Raw genomic sequence first — 26,112 nt, forward strand, 5'->3', positions numbered from 1 at the left:
CCCGTGCTCCTGGCCGACATCGGCGGCACCTACGCCCGCTTCTCCGTCCTTCCGGAGCCGGGAGGACCTCCAGGCCCGATCCGGAAGGTGCCGACGGCCGGCTTCCCCAGCCCGGTCGACGCAATCCGGGCCTTCCTCGACCGACAGGACGCGGTCCGCCCGCGCTCGGCCTTCCTCGCAGTCGCGGGTCGTATCGCCCACGGGATCACGCGCATGACCAACGCGCCGTGGCGGTTCGACCCTGGCGAAATCGGCGTCGCGTTCGGCCTGGAAGCCGTGCGGCTGGTCAACGACTACGTGCCGCTCGCCGCAGCCGTGATGGTGCTCGACGCGGAGGACCAGGCCGACCTGGCACGGCTCGGGCCTGCGGTCGAAGGGATCGGGCCGCGACTCGTTCTGGGGCCGGGCACCGGCCTGGGCGCGGCCGCTCTGATCCCCGCGGGCGACCGCCACGTGATCCAGACGACCGAGGCCGGTCACATCGGGTTCGGCCCCTGCGAGCCCGATGACGGGCTGCCGTGGTCGGCCCTGATGGCGGCCGAGGGCAGGCTCACGGCCGAGACCCTGCTGTCGGGTCCGGGGCTCGTCAGGCTCGTACGGGTCATCGCAGCGGCACGCGGGGCGGCCGCAGGCTGGAACTCGCCTCCCGATGTCCTCGACGGGGCGAAATCAGACCCCATCGCCCGGGAGGCGGTCCATCAGTTCGCACGCCTCCTCGGACGGTTCGCGGGCGACATGGCGCTCGTGTTCTCCGCCTCGGGCGGCGTCTTCCTGGCCGGCGGGCTCGCGCCGCGCATCGCCGAGGACTTGCGGGGCGAAGCGTTCGGTGCCGCCTTCGAGGACAAGCACCCGTTCCGCGAGGCCATGCGCGCCATCCCGCGCTTCCTAATCACGCGTCCGGAGCCGGCCATCGATGGCCTGGCCGCGATCCTCGCCCATGAGGACCGGTTCCTGTTTCCCGGCCAGGACTGGCGGCCTTGAGGCAGATCAACGCCGCTCCCTCGGGGAGCCCGCAACGTGGCTTCCGGGGATTGCGGTTCTTGGGAGGTCACCATGTCCTACGCCAGCATCATGGTCGCGGTCGATGACGGGCGCCACGCACCGGCACGGGTGCAACTCGCCGCGGAACTGGCGCACCGGCTCGGCGCGCGCCTCGTCGGCGCCGCCGCCTGCATGCCGGACTACCCTCGGGGCTACGGCGAGACCGCCGTGCCGATGGGCATGGTCATCGAGGAGATCCGACAGGCGGCGCTGGACCGGCTCGCGGGCGTCGAGCAGGTCTTCCGCCATGCCTCCTGCCTGAACGACCGGGTCGAGTGGCGCTCGGACCTCGCGTCCCCGGTGCCGTTCCTTGAGGGGCAGTCGCGCGCCGCCGACCTCGTCGTCGTCGGCCGCTACGCGGATGAAGAGGGCGTGACGGTCGGCATGGCCGTCGACGCCGGCGACGTTTTGATGGGACTGGGGAAGCCCGTCCTCGTGGTGCCGGCCGGCGTCGAGCACGTGACGGCCAGGCGCGTGCTCGTCGGCTGGAAGAACACCGCTCAGACACGCCGAGCGGTGTCGGACGCTCTGCCACTGCTCAGGCGGGCCGAGGCGGTGCAGGTGTTCCGCGTTTCGGACGGCGAAGACCGCACCGAGGTCGAGGACGTGGTCCGGTACCTGGCGCTGCACGACGTCGACGCGACGGCGCATCTGGCCAAGCCCTCGGGTTGGACCGTCGCCGACGACGTCCGGAGGGCGGCACGTGACTTCGATGCCGACCTCATCGTGACGGGCGCATACGGCTACAGTCGCCTGCGCGAGTGGTTCTTCGGCGGGGTTACGCGGGATCTGCTGGAGCAGGCGTCCGTCTGCTGCCTGCTGTCCCACTGATCCTCGTTATCAAGCTTCGGCGGCGAGACGGCTAGCGCTTGCCCAGGACCTTGTCGGCCTTCGCGTTGACCTTCTTCCTGTCCGCCGCGGAGAGGTTGCCTGCCTTCTCCTGCTGGGCGGCGCGTGCCTTGGCGTTCCGGGCATGCGTCTTGTCATCGACAGGGTACTTCCGGTCCTCGGGAAGTGCGAACTTGCTATTGGACAGATCCTCGCGGTCCTCAGTCTTTAGCTTCGACATCACGGCCTCCCGGGTTTTGGAAAGGGAAACGCGCGGCGGGGGGGGCGTGGTGCCCGAGGTTCGAGGGCCGGAGATCGCGTGGGTCCATAAAATCGCGCGGGAAGGCATCTTCGCTCAATGCATTGCTTGATGTGGACGGTCCCGGTGTTGCCCCATCAGTGCGTCCGGGCGATCACTCTCTCTAGCTCTGGAGATCCTTCATCGTGAAACGCATGGCCCTGCACCCGTCCGATTGATCCTGGAGTACCGCGTGGCGTGTCGAGCCTCAGGGTGACATTCCCGAGCTAAAAAGTCTTGAAAAGCGGGAGCAGAGGCTTGCGATTCTTAGTCTTTGGCACGCAGAGCCCGTTGGGGCGATCGAACGATGCGAAGCTACTGAAAAGACTGAAACCTTGATGTCCGCTTCGGAGACGATGTTTTCCATCCTTGGATGGCCGAGTCGGGCGCAGAGCAGACTGTCGGCTTTCCGGCGGCAGCTCAATGACAGACCACCCGCCCGCGGGCTCAGGCCTCCATCGGCGAGGCTCGCCAGAACGCCATTCGCGGCGACGCCCGGTCGCCCCTCACGGACGCAGCCACCGGCTTCGCTACTGCCAGCAGCCACGGCACGTCCGCGGCGAGCGCTTTCAGCAGAGCCCTTTTCTGAAGCGGGTGTAAGATCATCGGCGGCGCGATCGACGCCCTGATCAGGAGCGCCTTTATATCCTGCGGCGGCCTTTTGGGCCGCCTCTTCCCTTCTCCGAGTGCGGCTACACCGGGCCCGGCGGCTGCCTTCAGCCGGCCGGACCCGTGCATGCCGGCGAGATAGTGTTCAGCCAGACCGATGCGGCGCGCTGGGGCGGCCCGCACGTGGTTGATCAGATGCGGCGCGGCTATCCCAGCTACGCATGCGGCGGCTTCGTCGCAATGCCTAAGCTCGCAGCGCCAGTTCTGCCGGTGCCGATGGCCAACGTGAATGCGCCCTCGGATCAAAAGGCCGGCGACACCTGAAATCCCGATCTGCGCGGATCGTCTCTGACCGAAGGCCAGGTACGTGGCGCGATCATCCAGGCGATTCAGACCAACAGCGAGAACCGGGATAGGACGTTGGCTCCCCGGCAGGAGATGTGGCGGCGGAGGTACGGATGATCGGAATTACCTGCTGAAAGAACCGGCAGGTGACACTCGGTCCCTATCGCGACCATTTGGGAACTGTCAGCCTACGCTGCCACCGCCGGACGCGCGTGCTGTGCGAAGACCCCATTCCTAAAGCGGTCGGTGGAGACAATATCGGAGTTCATGAGGTCAAGTAGAGCCTTTTTCCGACGCTCTTTATGAAGTCGGTCCGAAGCTATGCCCATGATGTCAGCATGATTTCGACGTTTTTTCACCGAGGTATCATAGACGGCCGCTATCGGCTGACCATCCTTTTTTCGGATCTGACCAGCGGGAGCAGTGGCAACGGAATGCCAGAAACGTTCCTTTCCCTTGGCTAGAGAATTCCGTTTCAGGATAGAAAAAGTTATTTCAAATTCATCATCAGATGCTCGTTGCCGAAGAACGCTTATACCCTTCTTGTCAATCTGGCTTAAGACACCAGGAAGCAACTTTCCGCTTCGCGGATCAAATGCTTGATCCTGCGGCTCCGTTACAAGGTAGTGAAGGTTCTCTTCATCAGAGACGCGTCCCGGAGAAAGCAGGCTGGCTCTAAAGAGCTCGCAACCACCAGGCGTTCCGGCTGCAGAATTTACTTCGGCAACACGGGTATCAGCGTCGGAAGCAAAAGCACGCCGGCAAGCCCTACAAGCATCAGGCTCACGCAGGAGATAGCTGAAAAAGATCCCGCAGCGGCTCCGGAAGGCGACGCCCACTGAATGACGCACCTTCTCCGAAGTGCTCTTTGTCGTTGACGACGGCATACCACGTGATCTTGCCAGGTGAGTCGATGGTCAAATTGAGATAAAACCCATCGATCGATGTGCCATAGCTTGCATTGCCATCCTCATCGACCATCAATTGAGGTCGAACGGCTGGATCAATCTCGACCAAGAACGCGGCAAGCATCTCAGCAGTGCCGATCAGTTCTTGATGCTGGGCAGCATCTAGCTCGCTCGGCACTCGAGCGTCAGCTAGAATCCCCATGGTTCGCGAGAACCATGGATCGAAAAACGCGGAGCCATCATGGAGCGTTGAGAGCCCCGCAGCGATCATATCGCTCTGCTCAGACGCAGCATCGGTAGCAGCCTTGTTTGGGGCAAGGAACTGCTCTGGGGCGGACCTCCCCTGATTGCTTACAAAAGGGAATGGCCGGTCCGTAGCGGTCCGCACCTCAGCGGCCACCGGGTTCAGCATCCGCTCCCAAACTGCGTGTGCGTCATATGCCGTGCCGTCGAGGGCCTGCATCTCACCGAGCCTTAGGGTCCAAGGCGATTCGCTCCGCCATTTGCGGGACAATTACCTCAGCGAGGACGCCTTTCAAGACGTGATGCTGCTTATCAAGCTGCGAAATTGGATCTTTGAAAACCCCCTCCTGTCCGAACCTGGCACCGTTTTCACCACGAACCATCTGATCCTGCAGAAGGGTGAGTATTCCGACCGACGGCACTGCTCCATTCTCGCCGGGCCTGGCCGCACTGACAACATCGACGTTGATATTGATCAGCGATCGAACGCTATGCGAAACATAATCAAACCACCCTGAATGGGAATGCCATTCTCGTTTCGCACGCTTAGCAGTCTCCGCCCACATGCCCCTGTCATTTCTCAAAAGTTTCTGACTATCGAAGTTACTCCAATCTCCAGACCAGTAAAATCTGTCTAGATACTCAAGTTTTATACTCGCGATATCAACTGCATCGATAATGATATCTAAGACCGGCGGCAAAACTTGCTCAATCTGCCCAATGAACGGCTGCCAACGCACATATCTGACGTTGTTCCAAATAATAGCCCCAGGGGTGATGATGCAATTCAGGGTCTGCTCTGCGTTTGAATAGATGAACGAGCCAAGCCCCATCTGCTTGGGCGTGACGGCACCCGTCTGAGGATTAATCTCGATCCCATACTGGGGCTGGACCTGGGCAAACATCTGCAGATGGGCGAACAGAGGATTTGCCTTGGCCTTGACCTTCTGCATTAGCTTATCAGTGAGCGGCTCCCCAAATGCCAGCGTGGCTGAGCAGCGCTCAATCGCGTGGGCTGGGTAGATGGGATCGAAGCGCAGGGTCTCGGACATCTGAGCCGGTCCAAATAAAAAGCATCGTGCGCTCGCTCGGTTAAGCGACCGCCAATGAGATAGAGATTTGGGATCCCGCAGCGCAAGCGGGAATAGAACGCCCGTTACCCTGATCGTTACCCTGAAGGGCGGGCTTGGTGTCCATCCCGTCAACAAACTGCTGGGTTTGTTGGTGAGCGCGCTGGGACTCGAACCCAGGACCTACAGATTAAAAGTCCGTTGCTCTACCAGCTGAGCTACGCGCTCGCGTCCCGGGCCGCGCGGCGGCCCGTCGGGGACGGCGCGTCCGCAATAGGTGAGCGGGACCGGGGGGTCAACACGACGGAGGTGGACAACCCTCAGGCCGCGTCGCCGCGGGTGCGCTCCACGATGTCCCGGGCCTCGTCGAAGGCCGCGTCCGCGTCGAGCTCGGTGGTGTCGAGCCGGACCGCGTCGTCGGCCATGCGCAGGGGCGCGGCGCTGCGCGACGCGTCCCGGGCGTCGCGGGCCTCGATGTCGGCCAGGATCGCCGCGAAGGTCGCCGCCTCGCCGCGGCCGGCCAGCTCGCGGTGGCGGCGGCGGGCACGCTCCTCGGACGAGGCGGTGATGAACAGCTTCACCGCGGCCTCGGGGCACACGACCGTGCCGATGTCGCGCCCGTCGAGCACCGCCCCCTGCGGGTCGGCGGCGAAGCGGCGCTGCCACGCGAGCAGTCCGGCGCGGACCTCCGGCACCGACGAGACGCGGGAGGCCGCCTCGCCCATCGCCCGCTCGCGCAGGCGCGGATCGTCGAGCCGACCGGCGTCGAGGGCCTGGGCCGCCCGCGCCGCGGCGGCGGGATCGTCCAGCGACAGACCGGCGTCGATCAGGGCGAGCGCCACCGCCCGGTAGAGGAGCCCGGTGTCGAGATGCGGCAGGCCGTAATGGTCGGCCAGACGCTTGGCGAGGGTACCCTTGCCGGACGCGGCCGGTCCGTCGATCGCGATGACGAGCGGCATGGCGGTCACGCCCCGATCTGGCCGCCGAGGGCCTGCATGGTCGGAAGGAAGCTCGGGAAGCTCGTGGCGATCATCGCGCCGTCATCCACTGTGACCGGGTTCCGCGCCGCGAGGCCCATCACCAGGAACGCCATGGCGATGCGGTGGTCGAGGTGGGTCGCCACCGTCCCGCCGCCCGGCGCCGCGGTGCCGTCGCCCTCGACCACGAGATCGTCGCCCTCGACCGCGTGGCGGACGCCGTTCGCGGCGAGCCCGGCCGCCACGGCTGCGAGGCGGTCCGATTCCTTCACCCGCAGCTCGTGCAAGCCGTTCATCCGGGTCCGGCCCTCGGCGAAGCTCGCCGCCACCGCCAGCACCGGGTACTCGTCGATCATCGCGGGCGCCCGCTCGGCCGGGACGTCGACGCCGGTCAGGCGGCTCGCGCGCACGCGCAGGTCGGCTACGGTCTCGCCGCCCTCCTCCCGCTCGGCCACGCGCTCGATCTGCGCGCCCATCTCCAGGAGCGTCGTGATCAGCCCGATGCGCAGCGGGTTCATCATCACGCCCTCGATCACCACGTCGGAGCCGGGCACGATCAGCGCCGCCACCAGCGGGAACGCCGCCGAGGAGGGGTCGGCCGGCACCACCACGTCGGTGCCGCGCAGGGTCGGCTGGCCCGTCAGCGCGACCTTGCGGCCGTGGCCGCCCGGACCGTGCGGCTCGACGCTGACCGCGGCGCCGAACAGGCGCAGCATCCGCTCGGTGTGGTCGCGGGTCGCGGCCGCCTCGATCACGGTCGTGACGCCGGGGGCGTTGAGGCCGGCCAGTAGGACCGCCGACTTGATCTGCGCGGAGGCCGCCGGGGTCTCGTAGGTGATCGGGATCGCCTCCCTGGGACCCCGCAGGGTCAGGGGCACGCGTCCGCCCTCGGCCTCGGCCAGGACCTGCGTGCCCATCCGGGTGAGAGGGTCGAGGATGCGGCGCATCGGCCGCGAGCGCAGGGAGGCGTCGCCGTCGAAGGTCGCGGTCACCGGCTGCCCGCCGACCACGCCCATCATCAGCCGCGAACCGGTGCCGGCATTGCCGAAATCGAGAACCTCGGCCGGGTCGCCGAGGCCGCCGATCCCGACGCCCCGGACCCGCCAGCTCCCGGCCCCGAGGCGCTCGACCCCTGCCCCGAGCGCCTTCGCGGCGGCGGCGGTGCGCAGGACGTCGTCGCCCTCCAGCAGGCCCTCGACCCGCGTCTCGCCCTGGCTGAGCAGGCCGAGGATCATCGACCGGTGCGAGATCGACTTGTCGCCGGGCGGGCGCAGGCGTCCGCGCAGCGGGGCGCCCGGCGCGGCGGTGAGGGGCTGGGGGGTCGAATCGTGCGACACGGGACGTCCGTTCGGGCTCTGAGACGTGGGCCTGGATCCGGCGCGTCGCGCGGCCCTGCCGCGGCGCTGCAATCGGACGGTGAAATCGCCGCGCCGTTAACACGGGCACCGCCCGCCGTCATCCATCCGCTGCCCGCGCCGATCCCGGGCGCCGCACGCGGGGGCGCGCCGCCCGAAACGCCCTGCGCGGGCTCGATTGACAGGCGCTTTCACCGCGACTAACGGGGCGCCTCCCCCGAGACAGTACTGACGACGAGGTGTCCGCCCGTGGCCCGACCGGAACTTGGCTTGAAGCGCCAGTGCATGAGCTGCGGCGCGAAGTTCTACGACCTCGCCCGCGATCCCGCGGTCTGCCCGAAATGCGGCGCGGTCTATCAGGCGGTGGCCACCTCCAGCCGTGCGGCCCCCCCGGCGCTGTCGCGGGGCCCGGCCAACACCGACGATGAGGACGAGACGGACGAGAAGGGCCCGGAGATGGTCTCCCTCGACGAGGTCGAGGCCGCCGAGGACGACGCCGATCCCACGCCCGAGGACGACTCGGTCGAGGACGGGGAATCCTCCGACGACGATACCTTCCTGGAGGAAGAGGATTCCGGCGACGACGACGTCTCCGACCTGATCGACGGCGATATCGAGAACGACGAGGAGGGCTGAGGCGGCCTCCGTCTCTCCCGACCAAAAACCCCCGGCGGCAGCGAAAAAGGGGGTTGAGTCCGCGATGCGAGCCGCCTATAGAACCGGCCTCGCCGACCGCGACCCGGACCGGCGAGACCCCGCGGTACCCAAACCGCGGTGGATGTAAAAAGTGGGGCCTTAGCTCAGCTGGGAGAGCGCTTCCATGGCATGGAAGAGGTCATCGGTTCGATCCCGTTAGGCTCCACCATCCCACCCTCGCGCGACGCGGCCCTGTCGGGGACGCGGACCGCGTTTAAAAATATGGGGCCTTAGCTCAGCTGGGAGAGCGCTTCCATGGCATGGAAGAGGTCATCGGTTCGATCCCGTTAGGCTCCACCATTCCTCGCGTGCGCGACGCGGCCGTCCCGGCCTTCCGCGCTATCAGGCAGATCCCCACAGCACCGTCCCTGCGCGCAGCGAAGCGATCCCGTAGGCGCGACGACTGAGGTCGCGCGGTCCTGAGTCACCACGCGTTGCTCGTGATGGCGGAGAGGACATCGCCCGAGGGTTTCAGGCGGAACCCGTCCCGGCCGACCAGGCCCGCATCGGGACTCCTCGCTGTATCAATCCGGCTCAGCGGGTCAGGTGACCGAGCGGCAGCGCGGTCGTGTACTTCACCTGCCCCAGGGCGAAGCTCGAGCGGATGTTGGCCACGCCGGGGATCCGCGTGAGGTGGTCGAGGACGAGCTTCTGGTACTGGCCCAGATCCTCGACGACGACGCGCAGCATGTAGTCGGCCTCGCCGCTCATCAGGTAGCACTCCATCACCTCCGGGCGGCTGCGCACCGCCTCGTCGAAGGCCTGGAGCGCGGCCTGGGTCTGCTTCTCAAGCGACACGTGGACGAAGACGTTGACCGCGAGCCCGAGGCTCAGCGGGTCGACCACCGCCACGCAGCCGCGGATCACCCCCGCCTCCTTCAGGTCGTTGACGCGTCGCCAGCACGGCGACGTCGACAGGCCGACCCGCTCCGCGAGATCCGCGATGCTGATCTCGCTGTCCTGCTGCAGGCAATCGAGGATGCGCAGGCTCGCGGCGTCGAGGGCGGCCGGTCGGGCGGGCATGCGATCGGTCTCCGGTCGGGAGCCGCGTGCGCGGTCCGGGGCGCAGGATGCGGCATGTTTTGCCGCCTACAGCCCGCATCTCGGAATATCAATCCGCGAGCCCCGGCATCGCGGCAAATATCCGGCATGTCCCGCCGCCGCGATCCTCGTATGATCGCGCCGACCAGGGAGGCCGCGCCGATGAACGCCATACCGCCGAAAGCCACGATCGCGCGGTCCGCCGAGGTGGATCACGATCCGGCCGAGACCCAGGACTGGCTCGCCGCGCTGGAATCCGTCTTCCGCACCGAGGGTGCGGCCCGGGCGCGCTTCATCCTCGATCGCCTGGAGCGGCGCTCGAAGGAGATCGGCATCCTCGACGAGGCCCTGCCCTACTCGCCCTACCGGAACACGATCGCGCTGGAGAAGCAGCCGCGCTACCCCGGCGACCTCGACATCGAGGAGCGCCTGACCTCGATCATGCGCTGGAACGCGCTGGCCATGGTGGTGCGTGCCAACATGGCCTACGGCGAGCTCGGCGGCCACGTGGCGAGCTACGCCTCGGCGGCGGAGCTGTTCGAGGTCGGCTTCAATCACTTCTTCAAGGGCGGCACGGACGGCGACCTCGTCTATTTCCAGCCGCACTCCGCGCCGGGCGTCTACGCGCGGGCCTTCCTCGAGGGCCGGCTGTCCGAGGAGCAGCTGAAGCACTACCGCCAGGAGATCGCCGGCGACGGGCTGTGCTCCTACCCGCATCCCTGGCTGATGCCGGATTTCTGGCAGGTCCCCACCGGCTCCATGGGCATCGGCCCGATCCACGCGGTCTACCAAGCGCGGTTCATGCGCTACCTCGGCGACCGGGGCCTCGCCGACACCACCGGCCGGCACGTCTGGGGCGTGTTCGGCGACGGCGAGATGGACGAGCCCGAGTCGATCGGCGGCCTGGCGCTCGCCGCGCGCGAGAATCTCGACAACCTAACCTTCGTCATCAACTGCAACCTGCAGCGGCTCGACGGGCCGGTGCGCGGCAACGGCCAGATCATCCAGGAGTTGGAGAGCCTGTTCCGCGGCGCCGGCTGGAACGTCATCAAGGTGCTGTGGGGCTCGGAGTGGGACGGGATCTTCGCCCGCGACACCAACCACGCCCTGCTGCGCCGCTTCGCCGAGACGGTGGACGGCAAGTACCAGACGCTCGGTGCCAAGGACGGCGCCTACAACCTCGCCCACTTCTTCGGCGAGGATCCGGAGGTGCGCGAGCTCGTCGCCCACATGTCGGATGCCGACGTCGACCGGCTGAAACGCGGCGGCCACGACTTCCGCAAGCTCTACGCGGCCTTCGCGGCCGCCAAGGCCACCAAGGGCCGGCCGACGGTGATCCTGGCCAAGACCAAGAAGGGCTACGGCATGGGCGGCGCGGGCGAGTCGCGCATGACCGCCCACCAGGCCAAGAAGCTCGACGTCGACGCGCTGCGCGCCTTCCGCGACCGCTTCGCCCTGCCGCTGTCGGACGCGCAGGTGGAGGGCCTGGCCTTCTACAAGCCGGCCGAGGACGGCGCCGAGATGCGCTACCTGCGGGAGCGGCGCGAGATGCTCGGCGGCGTCCTGCCGGCCCGCCGCCGCACGGCGCCGACGGTCCCGGTTCCGGAGCTCTCCACCTACGCGGGCTTCGCCCTCGAGGCTGGCGGCAAGGAGATGTCGACCACCACCGCGGTGGTGCGCCTGTTCGGCAACCTCCTGAAGCACAAGGATCTCGGGCCGCGCATCGTGCCGATCGTCGCCGACGAGGCGCGGACCTTCGGCATGGCCAACCTGTTCCGGCAAGTCGGGATCTACGCGCCGCAGGGGCAGCTCTACGAGCCGGAGGATGCCGGCTCCATGCTCTACTACCGCGAGGCCCGGGACGGGCAGCTCCTCGAGGAGGGCATCACCGAGGCCGGGGCGATCTCGTCCTGGACGGCGGCGGCCACGTCCTACAGCGTCCACGGCCTGTCGATGCTGCCGTTCTACATCTACTACTCGATGTTCGGCTTCCAGCGGGTCGGCGACCTGATCTGGGCGGCGGCCGACCAGCGGGCCCGCGGCTTCCTGATCGGCGCCACGGCGGGCCGCACGACGCTCGGCGGCGAGGGCCTGCAGCACCAGGACGGTTCGAGCCACATGCAGGCGGCCGCGATCCCGAACTGCCGGGCCTACGATCCGGCCTTCGCGTACGAGATGGCGGTGATCGTCGACCGGGGCGCCCGGGCGATGATGGAGGAAGGCGAGGACGCCTTCTACTACCTCACGGCGATGAACGAGAACTACGCCCAGCCGTCCATGCCGCAGGGGGCGGAGGCCGGGATCCTGAAGGGCATGTACCGCCTGTCGGGGCCGGAGGCCGGACAAGGGACGGGCGCCGCTGTGCGGCTCCTGGGCTCCGGGGCGATCCTGCCGGAGGTGATCGCAGCGGCGACGATGCTCGCGCAGGATTTCGGCGTCGCGGCCGAGGTGTTCAGCGTGACGAGTTTCAGCGAGCTGGCCCGCGACGCCCGCGAGGCCGAGCGGCAGGCGATGCTCAACCCGGAGGCCGAGGCGCCGGTCAGCCACGTGGCGGCGCTGCTGCCGGGCACGGCGCCTATCGTCGCGGCGAGCGACTACGTCCGGGCCTACCCGCAGCTGATCGCCTCCTATGTCGGCGCGCGCTTCGTCACCCTCGGCACCGACGGGTTCGGGCGCAGCGACACCCGCAACGCGCTCCGCCGGTTCTTCGAGGTCGACCGGCAGCACGTGGTCATCGCCGCCCTGCACGCTCTGGCCGAGGCCGGCACGGTGCCGCGCGCCGCGGTGGCGGACGCGATCCGCCGCTACGGCGTCGCGGCCGACGCGCCCGCGCCCTGGACGATCTGAGGCCGGGCGCCCCGTCGAGGGGCGCCATCCGTCCCACCCCTTCTCCGAACGCCCGAGCCACGGAATTCGCCCGCATGAGCGCCGCGCTGCAGATCGCCCTTCCGGATATCGGCGATTACCGGGACGTGCCGGTCATCGAGCTTTTGGTGAAGCCCGGCGACCGCCTCGCGGTGGACGACCTGATCCTCAGCATCGAGTCCGACAAGGCCACCATGGAGGTCCCCTCCCCGGTCGCCGGCATCGTGCGCGAGTTGCTGGTGTCGGTGGGGACGAAAGTGTCCGAGGGCACGCCGATCCTCACGGTGGAGCCTGCCGAGGGCGGCGGAGTCGAGACCGCGGCGGCACCGCCTGCCGCGGCCGCAGCGCCGTTGGCTTCCGGGCATGGCGCGGGTCCCCGCTCCCGTGCGGGAGAGGGACAGGGTGAGGGATCCGGGTTGTCCGGAGACGGCATCCCCCTCACCCCAGCCCTCGCCCGCACGGGAGAGGGAGCCGGTCGCGCCTCGCTGGAGCCGATGCGGGCCGACCCGATCCAGGCGACAAGCGGCGACGTGCATGCCAGCCCGTCGGTCCGCCAGCTCGCCCGCGAGCTGGGCGTCGGGCTCGACCGCGTCGCCGCCACCGGGCCGAAGGGGCGGATCCTGCGCGAGGACGTGCACGCCTTCGTCAAGGCGGCCCTCAACGCGCCGGCCCAGGCGCCCGCCGCCGCGTCCGGCATCGGCGCCGGCCTGCCGCCCTGGCCGGAGGTCGACTTCGCCAAGTACGGGCCGGTGCGGCGCGAGCCGCTGTCGCGCATCCAGAGCCTCTCGGGGGCCAATCTCAGCCGCAACTGGCTGACGATCCCGCACGTGACCAACTTCGACCGGGCCGACGTCACCGAGATCGAGTCGTTCCGGGTCGGCCTCAACACGGAGACGCGCACGCCGCCCGCCCGGGTCACCATGGTGGCCTTCCTGATCAAGGCGGCGGCCTCGGCGCTGCGCGCCTATCCGCGCTTCAATTCCTCCCTGGAGGGCAGCGACCTCGTCCTGAAGGACTACGTCCATGTCGGCTTCGCGGTGGACACGCCGAAGGGCCTGATGGTGCCGGTGGTGCGCGACTGCGACCGCAAGGGCCTCATCGAGATCGCCACCGAGATGGCCGCGATGGCCGAGAAGGCCCGGGCCGGAACCCTCCCGGGTTCCGACATGCAGGGCGGCTGCTTCTCGGTCTCGTCGCTCGGCGGCATCGGCGGCGACGGCTTCACCCCGATCATCAACGCCCCCGAGGTCGCGATCCTGGGCGCGGCGCGCTCGCGCACCGAGGCGGTCTGGGACGGCAAGGCCTTCCAGCCGCGCCTGATCCTGCCGCTCAGCCTGTCCTGGGACCACCGCGTCGTGGACGGCGTCGCCGCCGCCCGCTTCCTCGGCCACGTGGCCTCGGTCCTGTCGGACCTGCGCCGCGCCCTCCTGTGACCGCCGCCATGCCCGAGACCCTCGACATCCGCGTCCCCGATCTCGGGGACTACGCCGACGTGCCCGTCATCGAGATCCCGGTGGCGCCCGGCCAGCCGGTCGCCAAGGACCAGACTCTGCTGGTGGTCGAATCCGACAAGGCGACGCTGGACATCCCCTCCCCCGCGGCGGGCCGCCTCGTGGAGATGCTGGTCGGCCTCGGCGACACGGTGTCGGCCGGCACCCTCGTCGCCCGCCTCGCGATCGAATCGACCGACGCGCGCGGCGAACCGACCCCTGCGCCGGCCTCGGCTCCGACCCCCGCGCCCACGCCCGCCGCGCCGCCACCGAAGCCGCAGGCCGGCGCGGGCTGCGATCTCCTGGTAATCGGCGGAGGACCGGGCGGCTACTCGGCCGCCTTCCGGGCCGCCGATCTCGGGCAGCGGGTCATCCTGGTCGAGCGCCACGCGACCCTCGGCGGCGTCTGCCTCAACGTGGGCTGCATCCCCTCGAAGGCGCTGCTCCACGTGGCCGCGGTCACCGAGGAGGCCGTCCGGCTGGCCGCGCACGGGATCAGCTTCGGCGCGCCGACGGTCGATCTGGAGAAGCTGCGGACCTTCAAGGCCGGCACCGTCCGCCGCCTCACCGACGGGCTCGCCCAGATGGCGCGCCAGCGCAAGGTCGAGGTGGTCCGCGGGAGAGCCCGCTTCACCGGGCCCGACACGGTCTCGGTGACGCTGCATGACGGCGGCACGCGCGACGTCACCTTCACGGGCGCCGTCGTGGCGGCGGGCTCGGCGCCGGTGGCCCTGCCGATGCTCCCGGACGATCCGCGGGTCGTGAATTCCACCGGGGCGCTGGAACTTCCCGCTGTGCCGCGCCGGCTCCTGGTGATCGGCGGCGGCATCATCGGCCTGGAGATGGCGACCGTCTACAGCGCCCTCGGCGCGCGGGTCGACGTGGTCGAGCGCCTGCCCGGCCTGCTCGAGGGCGTCGACCGGGATCTCGTCAGCGTCTGGACGAAGCGCAACGCCCACCGTTTCGACCGCGTCCTGACAGGGATCGAGGTCGTCTCCGCCGAGGCGAAACCGGACGGGATCGCCGTGACCTTCTCGGGCGGGGCCGAGCCCGGAACCTACGACCTCGTTCTCCAGGCCGCCGGCCGCCGGCCCAACGCGGCGACGCTCGGCCTCGACGCGGCCGGCGTGGCGCTGGACGGCGGCTTCGTGCCGGTGGACGCCCAGATGCGCACGAACGTGCCGCACATCTTCGCCATCGGCGATTGCGTCGGCCAGCCGATGCTCGCCCACAAGGCGGTGCATCAGGGCCACGTCGCCGCCGAGGCGGCCGCCGGCCACAAGGCCGGGTTCGACGCCGCCGTGATCCCGTCGGTCGCCTACACCGACCCGGAGATCGCCTGGGCCGGCCTCACCGAGATGGCCGCGAAGGCGGCCGGGCGGGCCGTCGAGGTGGCGCGCTTCCCCTGGGCCGCCTCGGGCCGGGCCATCGCCAACGGCGCCGATTACGGCCTGACCAAGCTGCTGTTCGACGCGCAGACCAGGCGCGTCGTCGGCGGCGCCATCGTCGGCCCGAGCGCCGGCGACATGATCGGCGAGGTCGCGCTGGCGATCGAGATGGGCGCCGACGCCACCGACATCGGCCGGACGATCCACCCCCACCCGACCCTCGGCGAGACGATCGGTCTCGCGGCGGAGGCCGGGCTCGGCCTCTGCACCGACCTGCCGCCAGTCGCCCGTCGGTAGACACGGCGTCGGCGCCGGGCACGTCCGCCCGGCGGCTCGACGGATCGCCGCGTCTTGTATAGATCTCGGCCCGCGTCGCCGGCTCGGCCGGGAAGCCGTCCGGTCGGAGCGTTCTGCCGGGCCTCGATGCGGCGGCACGTGGCGAAGATCTGGTGGTTCAGCTAGGAGGATATGATCCGAGATGCTGTGGCACACCGGAAAGTCTTTCCGCCATGCCGTCCGCATTTTGCCATTACTGGCACGGGATCGATCGGCGCGCGGGGCCCCGCGGCCCGCAACGGCCGCACCGGCGCTCCGGGTGCCGCCCCTGGCCCTCGCGGTGCTGCTGGGGTCGGTCGCGGTGACCGGGTCGCCGAGTTGGGCGCGCGACGCCGCCGAGGCGCCGAAGCCGGCCGATACGCCGTCCGCCGCCGACGGGCCGCAGGCGCTCATCGCCTCGCTGCGGAGCCGTATCCTCGCGGCGCACAGCGCGACCTTCGCCCTCGAGAGCTGGTGTGCCGACTACAAGCTCGCCGGGGACCCGCACCTCGTGGCGGAACGCGTGCCCGTGGCCGACAAGCCCCTGACGGCCGCGCAGCGCGCCCGTCTCGCGATCGGCCCGGACGAGCCGGTGCGCTACCGCCGCGTCCGTCTCGCCTGCGGGGACCGCGTCCTGTCCGAGGCGGATAACTGGTACGTGCCGGCCCGGCTCACGCCGGAGATGAACGCGACGCTGGACACCACCCGCACGCCCTTCGGCCGGGTCGTGCGTCCCCTCGCCCCGGTGCGCAGCACCGTCGAGGTGCGCGCGCCGGTCCGGAGCGCCGCCCCCGGACCGGACGATCCGCTCTTCGAGATCGACGCCCTGCTGTCGACCGGGGCCGGGCAGCCGTTCTGCGAGGTCGTCGAAACGTATCTGGGCGGTGCGCTGCCGCAGGCATCGCGGTAGAACCCAGCCGCGTTCTCGGTTGGGAGGAACAGGTATGGGTTCGAGGTTTCGTCGCGCGGTTCTGGCCCTGCTCGCGACGGGCGCGGCGTGCGCGCCGGCCCTGGCGGCCGATCCGGCCGGCGTATGGCTGACGGAAACCGGCAGTTCGAAGGTCCGCATCGCGCCCTGCGGCGGCGGCTTCTGCGGCACGATCATCAGCGCACCCGGGAAGGGGCTCGACGCGAAGAACCCGGATCCGGCCCTGCGCGGCCGCAGCGTCGTCGGCGTCCAGATCCTCGACGCGCGACAGCCCGAAGGCGGCGGCTTCTCAGGGTCGCTCTACAACCCGAACGACGGCAAGACCTATTCCGGTTCGCTGAAGCTTACGGGACCCGACTCGCTCGAGGTCTCCGGCTGCGTCATGAGCGTGTTCTGCAAGCGGCAGACCTGGACGCGCGTGAAGTGATCGCGCGCGGCGGGCGCCGGGGCGAGGCGGTGCCGCGTCGCAACAACGCGGGATCGATCGCGCGCGACTGAGGTTGCCTGGGTCTGGAACCAGCAAGGATTCTCATGACCCGGACATGTCTCGCCGCTCTTCTCGCCCTCGCCACCGTCGCGCCGGCCAGCGCCCAGGTCGAGGCCCGGCCCGTCGCGCCCGCTCCCGGCGCGCCGGGCGTGGTGAGCCAGCAGATCGACGCCACCGGGAACGAAGCCGCCGTGAGCTACTCGCCCACCGGCCGGCCTGCCGACACGATCTCCAACAACTCGGCGGCGGCGGGCAATGCCAACCAGCCGTCGCGGGTCGCGCCGCAGGGCGGTGGCGGCGGCGGTAGCCGGTGATCTCGCCTGATCCCCGGTGACCCGAGCGGCGCAGGACCCGCGAGGGGGGCCGCGATGTTCGCCCGGGGCCAGAACGGACGCGGGAGCCTCTCGGGGCGACCGCGCCGGTCTCGCCGAGGACGATCGGGCCGCACCCGTGACGGTGCGGCCGCTCCGCGGCCCGTCGCGGCTCAGGCGGCCTCGGTGAGGGCCTGCGCGACGGCGTCGAGGGCGGCCTCGGCCCCCGCCCCGTTCGGGCCGCCGGCCTGCGCCATGTCGCGGCGGCCGCCGCCGCCCTTCCCGCCGAGCGCTCCGGCCCCGGCCCGGACCAGCCCGACCGCGTCGTAGCGCGCGGTCAGATCGTCGGTGACGCCGACCACCAGCCCGGCCTTGCCGTCCGGTCCGACGCCGACCACCGCCACGATGCCGGAGCCCAGGCGCTTCTTCTCCTCGTCGACGATCGGCTTGAGGTCGCGCATGTCGAGCCCCTCGATGACGGAGCGGCGGAAGGCCACCCCGCCGATCTCGGTCTGCTGCGCGCCCGAGCCCGGGCCGCCCTCGCCGCCCATGGCGAGCTTGCGACGGGTCTCGGCCAGCTCGCGCTCCAGGCGGCGCCGGTCCTCCATCAGCGCGGTCAGGCGGTCAGGCGCCTCCGAGACCGGCGCCTTGAGGATGCCGGCGAGCGCCGCCAGCGTCCGGGCCTCCTCGGCCCGGTGACGGCGCGCCGCGTCGGCCGTCAGCGCCTCGATCCGGCGCACGCCCGCGCCCACCGCGCTCTCGGCCACGATGGTGATCGCCCCGATATCGCCGGTGCGCGCGGCGTGAGTGCCGCCGCAGAGCTCCACGGAGAAGTTTCTGGCGCGCGGTTGCGCGGCTTCGCCGTCGACCGGCAGCCCCATCGAGACCACCCGCACCTCGTCGCCGTACTTCTCGCCGAACAGCGCGCGGGCGCCCGACGCGATCGCGTCGTCCACGGCCATCAGCTTCGTGACGACGGGCGCGTTCTGCAGCAGCACCGCGTTGGCGATGTCCTCGACGCGGCCGAGCTCGTCGGCCTCGATCGGCTTCGGGTGGCTGATGTCGAAGCGCAGCCGGTCGGGGCTGACCAGCGAGCCCTTCTGGGCGACGTGGTCGCCCAGCACCTGCCGCAGGGCCTCGTGGAGCAGGTGGGTGGCCGAGTGGTTGGCCCGGATCGCCCTGCGGCGGGCGTTGTCGACCTTCAACTCGACCGGCTGGTCGAGGCTCACCGACCCCTCCTCCACGGTGACGTGATGGACGAACACGTCGCCGAGCTTCTTCTGGGTGTCGGTCACCCGCGCCCGCACGCCCGGCGCCAGGATCAGGCCGGTATCGCCGACCTGACCGCCCGACTCCCCGTAGAACGGCGTCTGGTTGACGAGGACGAGGCCGGTCTGACCAGCCTCGAGGGCCTTCACCTCGGCGCCGTCGCGCAGGAGCGCGGTCACGATGCCCTCGGCGGTCTCGGTCTCGTAGCCCAGGAATTCGGTGGCGCCGACGCGCTCGCGCAGTCCGAACCACACCGTCTCGGTCGCCGCCTCGCCCGAGCCCTTCCAGGCCTCGCGGGCCGCCTGCTTCTGGCGCTGCATCGCGGCCGCGAAGGCGTCGGTGTCCACGCCAATGCCGCGGGCCTTGAGGGCGTCCTGCGTCAGGTCGAGGGGGAAGCCGTAGGTGTCGTAGAGGGTGAAGGCGGTCTCGCCGGAGAGCTTGTCGCCCTCCCGGAGGTCGCGGCTCTCGGCGTCGAGGATCGACAGGCCCCGCTCGAGGGTGCGGCGGAAGCGGGTCTCCTCCAGCTTCAGGGTCTCGGCGATCAGGCTCTCGGCCCGCATCAGCTCCGGGTAGGCCTGGCCCATCTCGCGCACGAGGGTCGGCACGAGGCGGAACATGGTGGGCTCGCGGGCCCCCAGGATCTCGGCGTGGCGCATGGCGCGGCGCATGATCCGGCGCAGCACGTAGCCGCGGCCCTCGTTGCCCGGCAGCACACCGTCGGCCACCAGGAAGGAGGCCGCCCGCAGGTGGTCGGCGATCACCCGGTAGGACGCCATCGTGGCCGCCTCCGGCGCCCGCGAGACCGCGTGGGCCACGGCGTCGATCAGGGCGCGGAACAGGTCGGTGTCGTAGTTCGAGTGGACGCCCTGGAGGATCGCCGCCATGCGCTCCAGGCCCATGCCCGTGTCGATCGACGGCCGCGGCAGCGGGTTCCGGACGCCCGGCTCCAGTTGCTCGTACTGCATGAACACGAGGTTCCAGAACTCGAGGAAGCGGTCTCCGTCCTCGTCCGGCGAGCCGGGCGGGCCGCCCTGCAGCGCCGGGCCCTGGTCGATGAAGATCTCCGAGCAGGGGCCGCAGGGGCCGGTATCGCCCATCTGCCAGAAATTGTCGGAGGTCCCGATCCGGATGATCTTGTCGTCGGAGAAGCCGGCGATCTTCTTCCACAGGCCGGCGGCCTCGTCGTCGTCGGCGTAGACGGTGACGAGGAGCTTGTCGGGCTTGAGGCCGAACTCCTTGGTGATCAGCGTCCAGGCCAGCTCGATCGCGCGGTCCTTGAAGTAGTCGCCGAACGAGAAGTTGCCGAGCATCTCGAAGAAGGTGTGGTGGCGCGCGGTGTACCCGACATTGTCGAGGTCGTTGTGCTTGCCGCCGGCCCGCACGCATTTCTGCGCCGTCGTCGCCCGGTCGTAGGCGCGCTTCTCCATCCCGGTGAAGACGTTCTTGAACTGCACCATGCCGGCGTTCGTGAACATCAGCGTCGGGTCGTTCTTCGGCACGAGGCTCGAGGACGGCACGACCTCGTGGCCCGCCTTGGCGAAGTAGTCGAGGAAGGTCGACCGGATCTCGTTGACGCCGCTCATCGGGGCTGACTCTGGCAGTACGGACGGGAAAGGGCGGCCGCGCGTCATCCGCCCGGCGCCCGCATGGCGCCCTCTTAAGGAGGGATGCCGCGCGAGTCACGGGCGGCCTGCCCCGAAATCTCCACGGGACGCCGCAACTCGGCCACAAGCGCGGCCGTGTTGTCGCCACATCTGTCAAGCGATGGTGAGTCCGTAGCGCCACAGCGGCGTGTGGAGAGTCGGGATAACGATGCAGGGCCGCACGGTCGGATCGCCGAGGACCATCACCGGCAAGCAGGGCCATTTCGGCTCGGGCCGCGCCGACGTGATCGCCGCACAGCCCATGCTGGGCCGTGCCCATGGCAGCCGCCCCGCGCTGTTCCGCTCCCTGCTCACCGTCTCGATGATCGCCGGCGGCCTCAGCGCCGCGCTGATCGGGTCGGGCGTGGACCTCGCCAAGGTCGGCCTGTCGCCGGCCGTGTCGGTCGCGGAGGCCGCCACCGAGCTCCCGATGCCGCGCCCGCGCATCCACACCGTCGCCCTCACCACCCCGCTGGAGCAGACGCCGCTGCGCGCCGCCGCGAGCTTCGCCCCGGTGCACGACCTCGACACCGAACTCGGCTCCAACACGGTCGACCGCGTGTCGTACGACTTCCTGCTCTCCGAGAGCGCCGTCGGCGATCCGAACGACATCCTCGAGTTCGGCCCGATGAAGATCCGGCGCCACCTCGTGCAGACGATCGTCCGGGCGGCCCAGGCGGTCCAGACCGATCCGGTGCTGCTGATGGCGGTAGCCGACAAGGAATCGAGCTTCGTCACGGCGGTCCAGGCCAAGACGTCCTCGGCGACGGGCCTCTACCAGTTCATCGAGCGGACCTGGCTCGGCGTGGTTCGCGACTTCGGCGCCAAGTACGGGCTGGAGAAGGACGCGGCGCTGATCACCTCCGACGCCAACGACCGGCCGGTGATCACCGATCCGGCGGAGCGCGCCCGGGTGCTGGAACTGCGCCGCGACCCGTACCTCTCGGCGCTGATGGCCGGCGAGATGCTGAAGCGCGACGCGGCCCGCATCGCCCTGCGCATCGGCCGCGAGCTGACCCTCGGCGAGGTCTACCTCGCCCACTTCCTCGGACCGGACGACGCCGAGGAGTTCCTCGCCAACGTCGTGAACAAGCCGGCCGCCGCCGCGGCGGCCCTGCTCCCGGGGCCGGCCCGGGCCAACCGCTCGATCTTCTTCGCCGCCGGGCGCTTCGTCGGGCGCGGCCGCCACCGCAAGCCCCTGAGCCTGTCGGTCGCACAGGTGCACGAGAAGTTCGAGGCGATGATGAGCACCCGCGGGACGCGCTACCAGAACGTCCGCCAAGTCTCTGGAATCATGGCGTATGCCGACGCCGACGCCGGGCTCGCCACGCAGTAACGGCTCTGTGACGCCGGGCGGGATTCCGAACGCCCGGCGCAACCAGCGGCGGATTGCCGACTTTCCTCCTTCGAGCGCCGCATCCTCGGGCGGCGCGGAAGTCGACTTCGGGGGGAGTCCTTGAAAAAGCACCAGACGAGCGCACCCCTGCCGCTCACCGATACGCTGTCACCGGGTATTCCGCTCGATCAGATCGGTCAGAAACTGGCGTCGTTCTACGATGATCTGGTCACCGAGGGTGTGCCCGAACACCTCGCGGCCCTGGTCCGCCGCGTTCGGCAGAACGAGGGCGACGAGGCCGCCCTGGGCGCGCCGAGCGTCGTGGCGGCCGAGGCCGGTCCGCCGCGTCTCGCGCTCGTCGTGGAGGACGATCCCGAGATCCGCGCGCTCGCCGAGACCCTCTTGGAGGAAACCGAACTCGACGTGGTCGGGTGCGACAGCGCCGAGGCCGCCCTGTCGGTCCTCCAGGCGCGCGGGGGCGACGTCGCCCTCGTCTTCGCCGACGTCCGGCTGGCCGGCGAGATGGACGGCCTCCAGCTCGCCCGCGCGGTGGCGACCCTGTGGCCCCGGGCCCGTCTGGTGATCACCTCGGGCCACGGCATTCCCCGCCCCGAGCTGCCGGCCGAGGCCGTCTTCATCGCCAAGCCGTGGCGCCCCCTCGACGTGCTGGTCGAGGCCGAGCGCGCCGCCGCCGACCCGGCCCCGCCGGTGGTCTGAGGCGTTCCGCGCGGCCGGGCCCGGCCCTTGCATCGCCGGTGACCGCGTCGGCGCGAGCCCGGAGCCTGCGACTTGCCGATCCTCTCCGTCCGCCACCGCACGGTCTACCGGTACCGGCGTCCGGTCGCCTTCGGCGAGCACCGGATCATGTTCCGGCCGCGCGACAGCTACGATCAGCGGCTGATCGCGGCGACCCTCGACATTGCCCCGGAGCCGGCCGCCCTGCGCTGGCTGTTCGACGTGTTCGGCAACTGCGTGGCGGTCGCGACCTTCGACACCCGCGCCGAGACCCTGACCTTCGACTGCGGCATCACCCTCGACCACACCCCGGAGCACGCGCCGGTCTTCCCCCTGGCGCCGCACGCGACCCACTACCCGTTCGGCTACGGCGCCGAGGACATGCCGGACCTCGCCCGCTCCATCGAGCGGCAATGGCCGGACCCGCGGCACGAGGTCGATGCCTGGGCGCGGAGCTTCCTGCCGCCGCAGGGCCGTATCCCGACGCAAGAGCTGCTGGCCGCGATGACGCGCAGCGTGCGGGCGAACTTCACCTACCTCGCCCGCTCCGAGAAGGGCGTGCAGGACCCGCTCACGACCCTGCGCACGAAGCTCGGTTCGTGCCGGGACTTCGCGGTGCTGATGATGGAGGGCGTCCGGGCGCTCGGCATGGCCGCCCGCTTCGTCTCCGGATACCTCTACAACCCGCGCAACGACCGGGCGCGCCACGTCGGCGGCGGCTCCACCCACGCCTGGCTGCAGGTCTACCTGCCGGGCGCCGGCTGGGTCGAGTTCGACCCGACCAACGGCATCGTGGGCAACCGCGACCTGATCCGCGTGGCGGTGACCCGCGATCCGGCCCAGGCCGTGCCGCTGCACGGCTCATTCTTCGGCCTCGCCAGCGACGATCTCGGCATGCGCGTCGACGTCGACGTGGTGGAACTGCCTGCCGACGGGCCGGCGGCCCGAACCGTGCAGGGGCCGGAGACGTCCCTGGCGCGTTGAGTTCGCGCGCACCCGGACTCGGAACGAGCGTGCGTGGCGACTCCGCGCGGACGGCGACAGAGCAAGGTGGCCCCGATGAAGATCAGGACCGGTTTCGATATCGCTTTCACGCTGTCGCAGCCGACACCGATGATCCTGATGCTGAGCGTCCATCCCTCGCGGATCGACGACGTGCTGACCCCGCACGCGATCGGGTTCGATCCGCCGCTCGAGGCGCGGACGTACCGGGACGGCTTCGACAACATCTGCCACCGCATCGTCGCGCCGCCCGGTCAGCTGACCATCGCGGCCGACTTCACGGTCGAGGATTCGGGCGAGCCCGATCCGGTCGTGCCGGACGCCCGGCAGATCCCGGTCCAGGACCTGCCCGACGACGTCCTGATCTTCCTCCTGGGCTCGCGCTACTGCGACACCGACAAGCTCTCGCAGACCGCGTGGTCCCTGTTCGGCGGCACGCCGGAGGGCTGGGCCCGCGTCCAGGCGATCGTCGACTACACGCACGAGCGGATCCGCTTCGACTATCAGCGCGCCGACGCGACCCGGAGCGCGCACGACGCCTTCATGCAGCGCGAGGGCGTGTGCCGGGACTTCGCGCACCTGGCGATCACCCTGTGCCGGTGCATGAACATCCCGGCGCGCTACGCCACCGGATACCTCGGCGATATCGGCGTGCCGAAGGACCCGGCGCCGATGGACTTCTCCGCGTGGTTCGAGGTCTTCCTCGAAGGGCCCGAGGGGCCGCGCTGGTACACGTTCGACGCCCGCCACAACCGGCCCCGCATCGGCCGCATCGTCATGGCCCGCGGCCGCGACGCCACCGACTGCGCCATCTCGACGAACTTCGGCTACGCCCACCTCGCGCGCTTCGACGTCCACACGGACGAGGCCCCCTGAGCCGCGCACGCGTTCGTGATATCGCGCACCGCACGGCCAAGCCGGCCTGCGTATTCCGCCGGACAGCAAATTCCGGGCGGAAGTATGGAACTGCCAGCCTATGCTCACGCTTGTAATGGCAAAGGTTATTGCACAGGTAGGCCACTCATGAAGACCACGGTCACCGCACTCGCCGCGCTCCTCGGCGTGTCTGTTCTTGCCGCCACGCCCGTCCTCGCCGCTTCGTCGTACGATCCCTTCGGCACGGATAATGCCGACGAGTACTACTCCGATCAGGGACAGTACGGTTACCAGGGCTCTTACGCCCCGGGCTACGGCCAGGGCGTGCAGGCCGCGCCGCAGGCGCAGGTCCAGCCGATCCCCCGCGAGATCGTCGCGTTCAACGCGCCCTACGCGCCCGGCACGATCGTGGTCTCCACCGCCGAGCGGCGCCTGTACTACGTGCTCGGCAACGGTGAGGCGATCCGCTACGGCGTCGGCGTCGGCCGTCCGGGCTTCAGCTGGAGCGGCACCAACAAGATCACCGCCAAGCGCGAGTGGCCGTCGTGGACGCCCCCGAAGGCCATGATCGCCCGTCGTCCCGACCTGCCGCGCTACATGGCGGGCGGCATCGAGAACCCCCTCGGCGCCCGGGCCATGTATATCGGCAGCACCGAGTACCGCATCCACGGCTCCAACGAGCCGGACACGATCGGTCAGGCGGTCTCGTCGGGCTGCATCCGCATGACCAACGACGACGTCACCGACCTGTACGAGCGCGTGAAGGTCGGCGCCAAGGTCGTCGTCCTGAACTGAGCGCGCGGCGCGGGATCACCCGCGCCCCTAGCCCGCCTGTGCCGCACGGGCCGCGTCATCCCACCCGGGGGCGCGGCCCGTCGCGTGTGCGGTCGCCTGCGCGGGGCTGTGCCTCAGGGAACGACGCGGCCGACGGCCGTCTGCGGCGGGCTGAACGAGGCGATCGGCATGTCGCAGAAGCAGCGCACGCCGAGGGGCCGCGGCCCCGGCAGCGGGCAGGAGTACGGCTTCGGGCCGGTGATTCCCTGCTGGACGGCGTCGCAATTGTAACCGACCGGGGCGCGCTGCGCCCGGCGCGGGACCGGCCGGTAACCGCCGTCGTAGCCCGGATCGTCGTAGTACTGGGCGAAGGCCGCGCTACTCGGAGCGACGGCGGCGAGCGCCAGAGCGGCGACCGCCAGACGGAGAGGTCCACGCAGGCCGGATCGGCCAGTAACAGTGAGGCGCATCCCTGAACCCTTCACTCGGCGCGGACCCAACGCGTCCGCCCGGCGGCTCTCGGCGGCAATACCGGCGAAAACGAGACGGCCCGCCCCCGGATCGGGAGCGGGCCGCGGCCCCGTTCGTCGGTGCGAGCGTCAGTGCGACGCGCGCTCGGCGGCGTCCTGGGCGTTCTGGGCCGTCTGCTTCGCGGCGTCCTGGCCCTGCTCCATGGCCTTGCGGGCCTCGTCGGCACCCTGCTGCATCGCCGACTTGGCGCGCTCGGCGCCCTGCTGCATCGCGCTCTGCGCGAGGCCGCTGAACTCCTTCGCCTGGGCCTGAATGGCGGCGAACTGGCTGCGGACGAACTCGGCCTGGTGCTGCATCGCCTCCTGCATGTCCCTGGAGCGGACGAGCTTCTGGGCGAGGTCGAAGGCCGCGTTCACGTTCTGCTCGGCATACTCGAAGCCGCGCGAGGACGCGTCCAGCGCGTTGGAGCGCGCCAGCTCGGCCGAGCCCTGCACGGTGTCGGCGGTGCGGCGAGCCGCGCCGATGAAGCTGTCGAACGCCTTCCGGGCCTGCTCGACGCTCTTCTCGGCGAAGTCGCGCATCTCGGCCGGAACTTCGTAGTTCGGGGGGTTGCTCATACGTCGTCTCCTCTCTTCATTGGCCTGTGGATGGCGCTTTGTGCGGTGCACAATAACTGATTCGCCGCCATATGCCACCCGCGCTCACGGCGTTAAGGTTGACATAACGTAAACGTGTGACGGTCGCGCCGAGAGTCCAGCGCCGCGGCGCGGGGGAGTTTACAATAGGGCTACGGTCGCGCGCGTTTCTCGGG

25 protein-coding genes and 3 tRNA genes are annotated in these 26,112 nt (G+C 69.9%); 17 read left to right on the top strand and 11 right to left on the bottom strand.

Annotation, left to right across the window (positions count from 1 at the left end; translation table 11 throughout):
- Positions 1-3 precede the first annotated feature (3 nt).
- Positions 4-981 carry a glucokinase gene (locus tag C4T42_RS05800; protein ID WP_244603185.1) on the top strand — a complete coding sequence of 326 codons (978 nt, stop codon included), beginning with the start codon at positions 4-6 and terminating at the stop codon, positions 979-981.
- Positions 982-1,053: 72 nt separating this feature from the next.
- Positions 1,054-1,872 carry a universal stress protein gene (locus tag C4T42_RS05805; protein WP_103984857.1) on the top strand — a complete coding sequence of 273 codons (819 nt, stop codon included), beginning with the start codon at positions 1,054-1,056 and terminating at the stop codon, positions 1,870-1,872.
- 31 nt (positions 1,873-1,903) lie between these two features.
- On the opposite strand, the gene C4T42_RS05810 is transcribed toward C4T42_RS05805, so the two are convergent.
- Positions 1,904-2,110 carry a DUF6582 domain-containing protein gene (locus C4T42_RS05810; protein WP_020095446.1) on the bottom strand — a complete coding sequence of 69 codons (207 nt, stop codon included), beginning with the start codon at positions 2,108-2,110 and terminating at the stop codon, positions 1,904-1,906.
- An 807-nt stretch (positions 2,111-2,917) separates the two neighbouring features.
- On the opposite strand from C4T42_RS05810, the gene C4T42_RS31450 reads away from it, so the two are divergent.
- Complete coding sequence (locus C4T42_RS31450) at positions 2,918-3,100, top strand: hypothetical protein (protein WP_146073989.1); 183 nt, start codon at positions 2,918-2,920, stop codon at positions 3,098-3,100.
- Between the two features lie 209 nt (positions 3,101-3,309).
- Here the strand turns inward: C4T42_RS31450 and C4T42_RS31455 are convergent, their stop codons facing one another.
- The 6 genes from C4T42_RS31455 to aroA form a co-directional block, all read right to left on the bottom strand.
- On the bottom strand, positions 3,310-3,960 hold the full coding sequence (locus C4T42_RS31455; protein WP_146073990.1) for a hypothetical protein: 651 nt from the start codon (positions 3,958-3,960) through the stop codon (positions 3,310-3,312).
- Positions 3,905-4,492: a hypothetical protein gene (locus C4T42_RS31460; protein ID WP_146073991.1), complete on the bottom strand. Its 588-nt coding sequence runs from the start codon at positions 4,490-4,492 to the stop codon at positions 3,905-3,907. The genes C4T42_RS31455 and C4T42_RS31460 overlap by 56 nt, the downstream gene beginning before the upstream one ends.
- Before the next feature lies 1 nt (position 4,493).
- Positions 4,494-5,324 (bottom strand): TIGR04255 family protein, encoded by an 831-nt coding sequence (locus tag C4T42_RS05815; RefSeq protein ID WP_103984858.1) that lies wholly within the window; start codon positions 5,322-5,324, stop codon positions 4,494-4,496.
- Between the two features lie 170 nt (positions 5,325-5,494).
- Positions 5,495-5,570, bottom strand: a tRNA-Lys gene (locus C4T42_RS05820).
- Between the two features lie 92 nt (positions 5,571-5,662).
- Positions 5,663-6,301, bottom strand: coding sequence for a (d)CMP kinase (gene cmk / locus C4T42_RS05825; RefSeq protein ID WP_103984944.1), 639 nt, complete (start codon positions 6,299-6,301; stop codon positions 5,663-5,665).
- Positions 6,302-6,306: 5 nt separating this feature from the next.
- A complete protein-coding gene (aroA, locus tag C4T42_RS05830) occupies positions 6,307-7,656 on the bottom strand; it encodes a 3-phosphoshikimate 1-carboxyvinyltransferase (protein ID WP_091682004.1) in 1,350 nt (449 codons plus the stop codon).
- Between the two features lie 267 nt (positions 7,657-7,923).
- On the opposite strand from aroA, the gene C4T42_RS05835 reads away from it, so the two are divergent.
- The 3 genes from C4T42_RS05835 (at position 7,924) to C4T42_RS05845 (ending at position 8,670) form a co-directional block, all read left to right on the top strand.
- Positions 7,924-8,310 carry a TIGR02300 family protein gene (locus tag C4T42_RS05835; protein WP_026604880.1) on the top strand — a complete coding sequence of 129 codons (387 nt, stop codon included), beginning with the start codon at positions 7,924-7,926 and terminating at the stop codon, positions 8,308-8,310.
- A gap of 153 nt (positions 8,311-8,463) precedes the next feature.
- Positions 8,464-8,539: transfer RNA gene (locus C4T42_RS05840), tRNA-Ala, on the top strand.
- A gap of 55 nt (positions 8,540-8,594) precedes the next feature.
- A tRNA-Ala gene (locus tag C4T42_RS05845) sits at positions 8,595-8,670 on the top strand.
- A gap of 234 nt (positions 8,671-8,904) precedes the next feature.
- On the opposite strand, the gene C4T42_RS05850 is transcribed toward C4T42_RS05845, so the two are convergent.
- Positions 8,905-9,393 (bottom strand): Lrp/AsnC family transcriptional regulator, encoded by a 489-nt coding sequence (locus C4T42_RS05850; protein ID WP_103984859.1) that lies wholly within the window; start codon positions 9,391-9,393, stop codon positions 8,905-8,907.
- 180 nt (positions 9,394-9,573) lie between these two features.
- On the opposite strand from C4T42_RS05850, the gene mdeB reads away from it, so the two are divergent.
- From mdeB to C4T42_RS05880, 6 genes are all read left to right on the top strand, one after another.
- Entirely contained in the window at positions 9,574-12,258 is a 2,685-nt protein-coding gene (gene mdeB, locus C4T42_RS05855; protein WP_026604881.1) for an alpha-ketoglutarate dehydrogenase, read from the top strand.
- Between the two features lie 74 nt (positions 12,259-12,332).
- On the top strand, positions 12,333-13,709 hold the full coding sequence (locus C4T42_RS05860) for a 2-oxo acid dehydrogenase subunit E2 (RefSeq protein WP_103984860.1): 1,377 nt from the start codon (positions 12,333-12,335) through the stop codon (positions 13,707-13,709).
- An 8-nt stretch (positions 13,710-13,717) separates the two neighbouring features.
- Positions 13,718-15,451 (top strand): dihydrolipoyl dehydrogenase, encoded by a 1,734-nt coding sequence (gene lpdA, locus C4T42_RS05865; protein WP_103984945.1) that lies wholly within the window; start codon positions 13,718-13,720, stop codon positions 15,449-15,451.
- A gap of 298 nt (positions 15,452-15,749) precedes the next feature.
- Positions 15,750-16,379 carry a hypothetical protein gene (locus C4T42_RS05870; protein WP_244603173.1) on the top strand — a complete coding sequence of 210 codons (630 nt, stop codon included), beginning with the start codon at positions 15,750-15,752 and terminating at the stop codon, positions 16,377-16,379.
- Between the two features lie 34 nt (positions 16,380-16,413).
- Positions 16,414-16,824: a DUF2147 domain-containing protein gene (locus tag C4T42_RS05875; RefSeq protein WP_020092873.1), complete on the top strand. Its 411-nt coding sequence runs from the start codon at positions 16,414-16,416 to the stop codon at positions 16,822-16,824.
- Between the two features lie 104 nt (positions 16,825-16,928).
- The gene (locus tag C4T42_RS05880; RefSeq protein WP_012322495.1) at positions 16,929-17,198 is read left to right on the top strand and encodes a hypothetical protein; all 270 of its coding nucleotides are present in this window, start codon (positions 16,929-16,931) and stop codon (positions 17,196-17,198) included.
- Between the two features lie 170 nt (positions 17,199-17,368).
- Here the strand turns inward: C4T42_RS05880 and alaS are convergent, their stop codons facing one another.
- On the bottom strand, positions 17,369-20,047 hold the full coding sequence (gene alaS, locus C4T42_RS05885; RefSeq protein WP_103984861.1) for an alanine--tRNA ligase: 2,679 nt from the start codon (positions 20,045-20,047) through the stop codon (positions 17,369-17,371).
- 229 nt (positions 20,048-20,276) lie between these two features.
- Here alaS and C4T42_RS05890 point away from each other — a divergent pair, with 229 nt between their 5' ends.
- The 5 genes from C4T42_RS05890 to C4T42_RS05910 all read left to right on the top strand — a co-directional run bounded on the left by C4T42_RS05890 (position 20,277) and on the right by C4T42_RS05910 (position 24,851).
- Positions 20,277-21,443 (top strand): transglycosylase SLT domain-containing protein, encoded by a 1,167-nt coding sequence (locus tag C4T42_RS05890; protein ID WP_020092875.1) that lies wholly within the window; start codon positions 20,277-20,279, stop codon positions 21,441-21,443.
- A gap of 120 nt (positions 21,444-21,563) precedes the next feature.
- On the top strand, positions 21,564-22,160 hold the full coding sequence (locus C4T42_RS05895) for a NepR family anti-sigma factor (protein ID WP_020092876.1): 597 nt from the start codon (positions 21,564-21,566) through the stop codon (positions 22,158-22,160).
- A gap of 72 nt (positions 22,161-22,232) precedes the next feature.
- Positions 22,233-23,162, top strand: a complete 930-nt coding sequence (locus C4T42_RS05900; protein ID WP_042672246.1) for a transglutaminase family protein — start codon at positions 22,233-22,235, stop codon at positions 23,160-23,162.
- 75 nt (positions 23,163-23,237) lie between these two features.
- Positions 23,238-24,056 carry a transglutaminase family protein gene (locus C4T42_RS05905; RefSeq protein ID WP_042672245.1) on the top strand — a complete coding sequence of 273 codons (819 nt, stop codon included), beginning with the start codon at positions 23,238-23,240 and terminating at the stop codon, positions 24,054-24,056.
- Positions 24,057-24,203: 147 nt separating this feature from the next.
- The gene (locus C4T42_RS05910) at positions 24,204-24,851 is read left to right on the top strand and encodes a L,D-transpeptidase (RefSeq protein ID WP_091925084.1); all 648 of its coding nucleotides are present in this window, start codon (positions 24,204-24,206) and stop codon (positions 24,849-24,851) included.
- A 113-nt stretch (positions 24,852-24,964) separates the two neighbouring features.
- On the opposite strand, the gene C4T42_RS05915 is transcribed toward C4T42_RS05910, so the two are convergent.
- Together C4T42_RS05915 and C4T42_RS05920 are read right to left on the bottom strand one after the other, a co-directional pair.
- Entirely contained in the window at positions 24,965-25,300 is a 336-nt protein-coding gene (locus tag C4T42_RS05915; RefSeq protein ID WP_181049148.1) for a hypothetical protein, read from the bottom strand.
- A 129-nt stretch (positions 25,301-25,429) separates the two neighbouring features.
- A complete protein-coding gene (locus tag C4T42_RS05920) occupies positions 25,430-25,918 on the bottom strand; it encodes a phasin (RefSeq protein WP_012322487.1) in 489 nt (162 codons plus the stop codon).
- Positions 25,919-26,112 lie beyond the last annotated feature (194 nt).

This window comes from Methylobacterium sp. 190mf, from assembly GCF_900107945.1.
GTDB lineage: Bacteria > Pseudomonadota > Alphaproteobacteria > Rhizobiales > Beijerinckiaceae > Methylobacterium.

Excerpts from the sequence above, each read along its gene's own strand:
- C4T42_RS05815 (WP_103984858.1), bottom strand. The coding sequence starts at position 5,324 with ATGTCCGAGACCCTGCGCTTCGATCCCATCTACCCAGCCCACGCGATT.
- C4T42_RS05905 (WP_042672245.1), top strand. The coding sequence starts at position 23,238 with ATGAAGATCAGGACCGGTTTCGATATCGCTTTCACGCTGTCGCAGCCG.
- C4T42_RS05880 (WP_012322495.1), top strand. The coding sequence starts at position 16,929 with ATGACCCGGACATGTCTCGCCGCTCTTCTCGCCCTCGCCACCGTCGCG.
- C4T42_RS05850 (WP_103984859.1), bottom strand. The coding sequence starts at position 9,393 with ATGCCCGCCCGACCGGCCGCCCTCGACGCCGCGAGCCTGCGCATCCTC.
- C4T42_RS05810 (WP_020095446.1), bottom strand. The coding sequence starts at position 2,110 with ATGTCGAAGCTAAAGACTGAGGACCGCGAGGATCTGTCCAATAGCAAG.
- mdeB (WP_026604881.1), top strand. The coding sequence starts at position 9,574 with ATGAACGCCATACCGCCGAAAGCCACGATCGCGCGGTCCGCCGAGGTG.
- C4T42_RS05910 (WP_091925084.1), top strand. The coding sequence starts at position 24,204 with ATGAAGACCACGGTCACCGCACTCGCCGCGCTCCTCGGCGTGTCTGTT.
- C4T42_RS05890 (WP_020092875.1), top strand. The coding sequence starts at position 20,277 with ATGCAGGGCCGCACGGTCGGATCGCCGAGGACCATCACCGGCAAGCAG.
- lpdA (WP_103984945.1), top strand. The coding sequence starts at position 13,718 with ATGCCCGAGACCCTCGACATCCGCGTCCCCGATCTCGGGGACTACGCC.
- C4T42_RS05920 (WP_012322487.1), bottom strand. The coding sequence starts at position 25,918 with ATGAGCAACCCCCCGAACTACGAAGTTCCGGCCGAGATGCGCGACTTC.
- alaS (WP_103984861.1), bottom strand. The coding sequence starts at position 20,047 with ATGAGCGGCGTCAACGAGATCCGGTCGACCTTCCTCGACTACTTCGCC.
- C4T42_RS05860 (WP_103984860.1), top strand. The coding sequence starts at position 12,333 with ATGAGCGCCGCGCTGCAGATCGCCCTTCCGGATATCGGCGATTACCGG.
- cmk (WP_103984944.1), bottom strand. The coding sequence starts at position 6,301 with ATGCCGCTCGTCATCGCGATCGACGGACCGGCCGCGTCCGGCAAGGGT.
- C4T42_RS05875 (WP_020092873.1), top strand. The coding sequence starts at position 16,414 with ATGGGTTCGAGGTTTCGTCGCGCGGTTCTGGCCCTGCTCGCGACGGGC.
- C4T42_RS05915 (WP_181049148.1), bottom strand. The coding sequence starts at position 25,300 with ATGCGCCTCACTGTTACTGGCCGATCCGGCCTGCGTGGACCTCTCCGT.
- C4T42_RS05805 (WP_103984857.1), top strand. The coding sequence starts at position 1,054 with ATGTCCTACGCCAGCATCATGGTCGCGGTCGATGACGGGCGCCACGCA.
- C4T42_RS31460 (WP_146073991.1), bottom strand. The coding sequence starts at position 4,492 with ATGCAGGCCCTCGACGGCACGGCATATGACGCACACGCAGTTTGGGAG.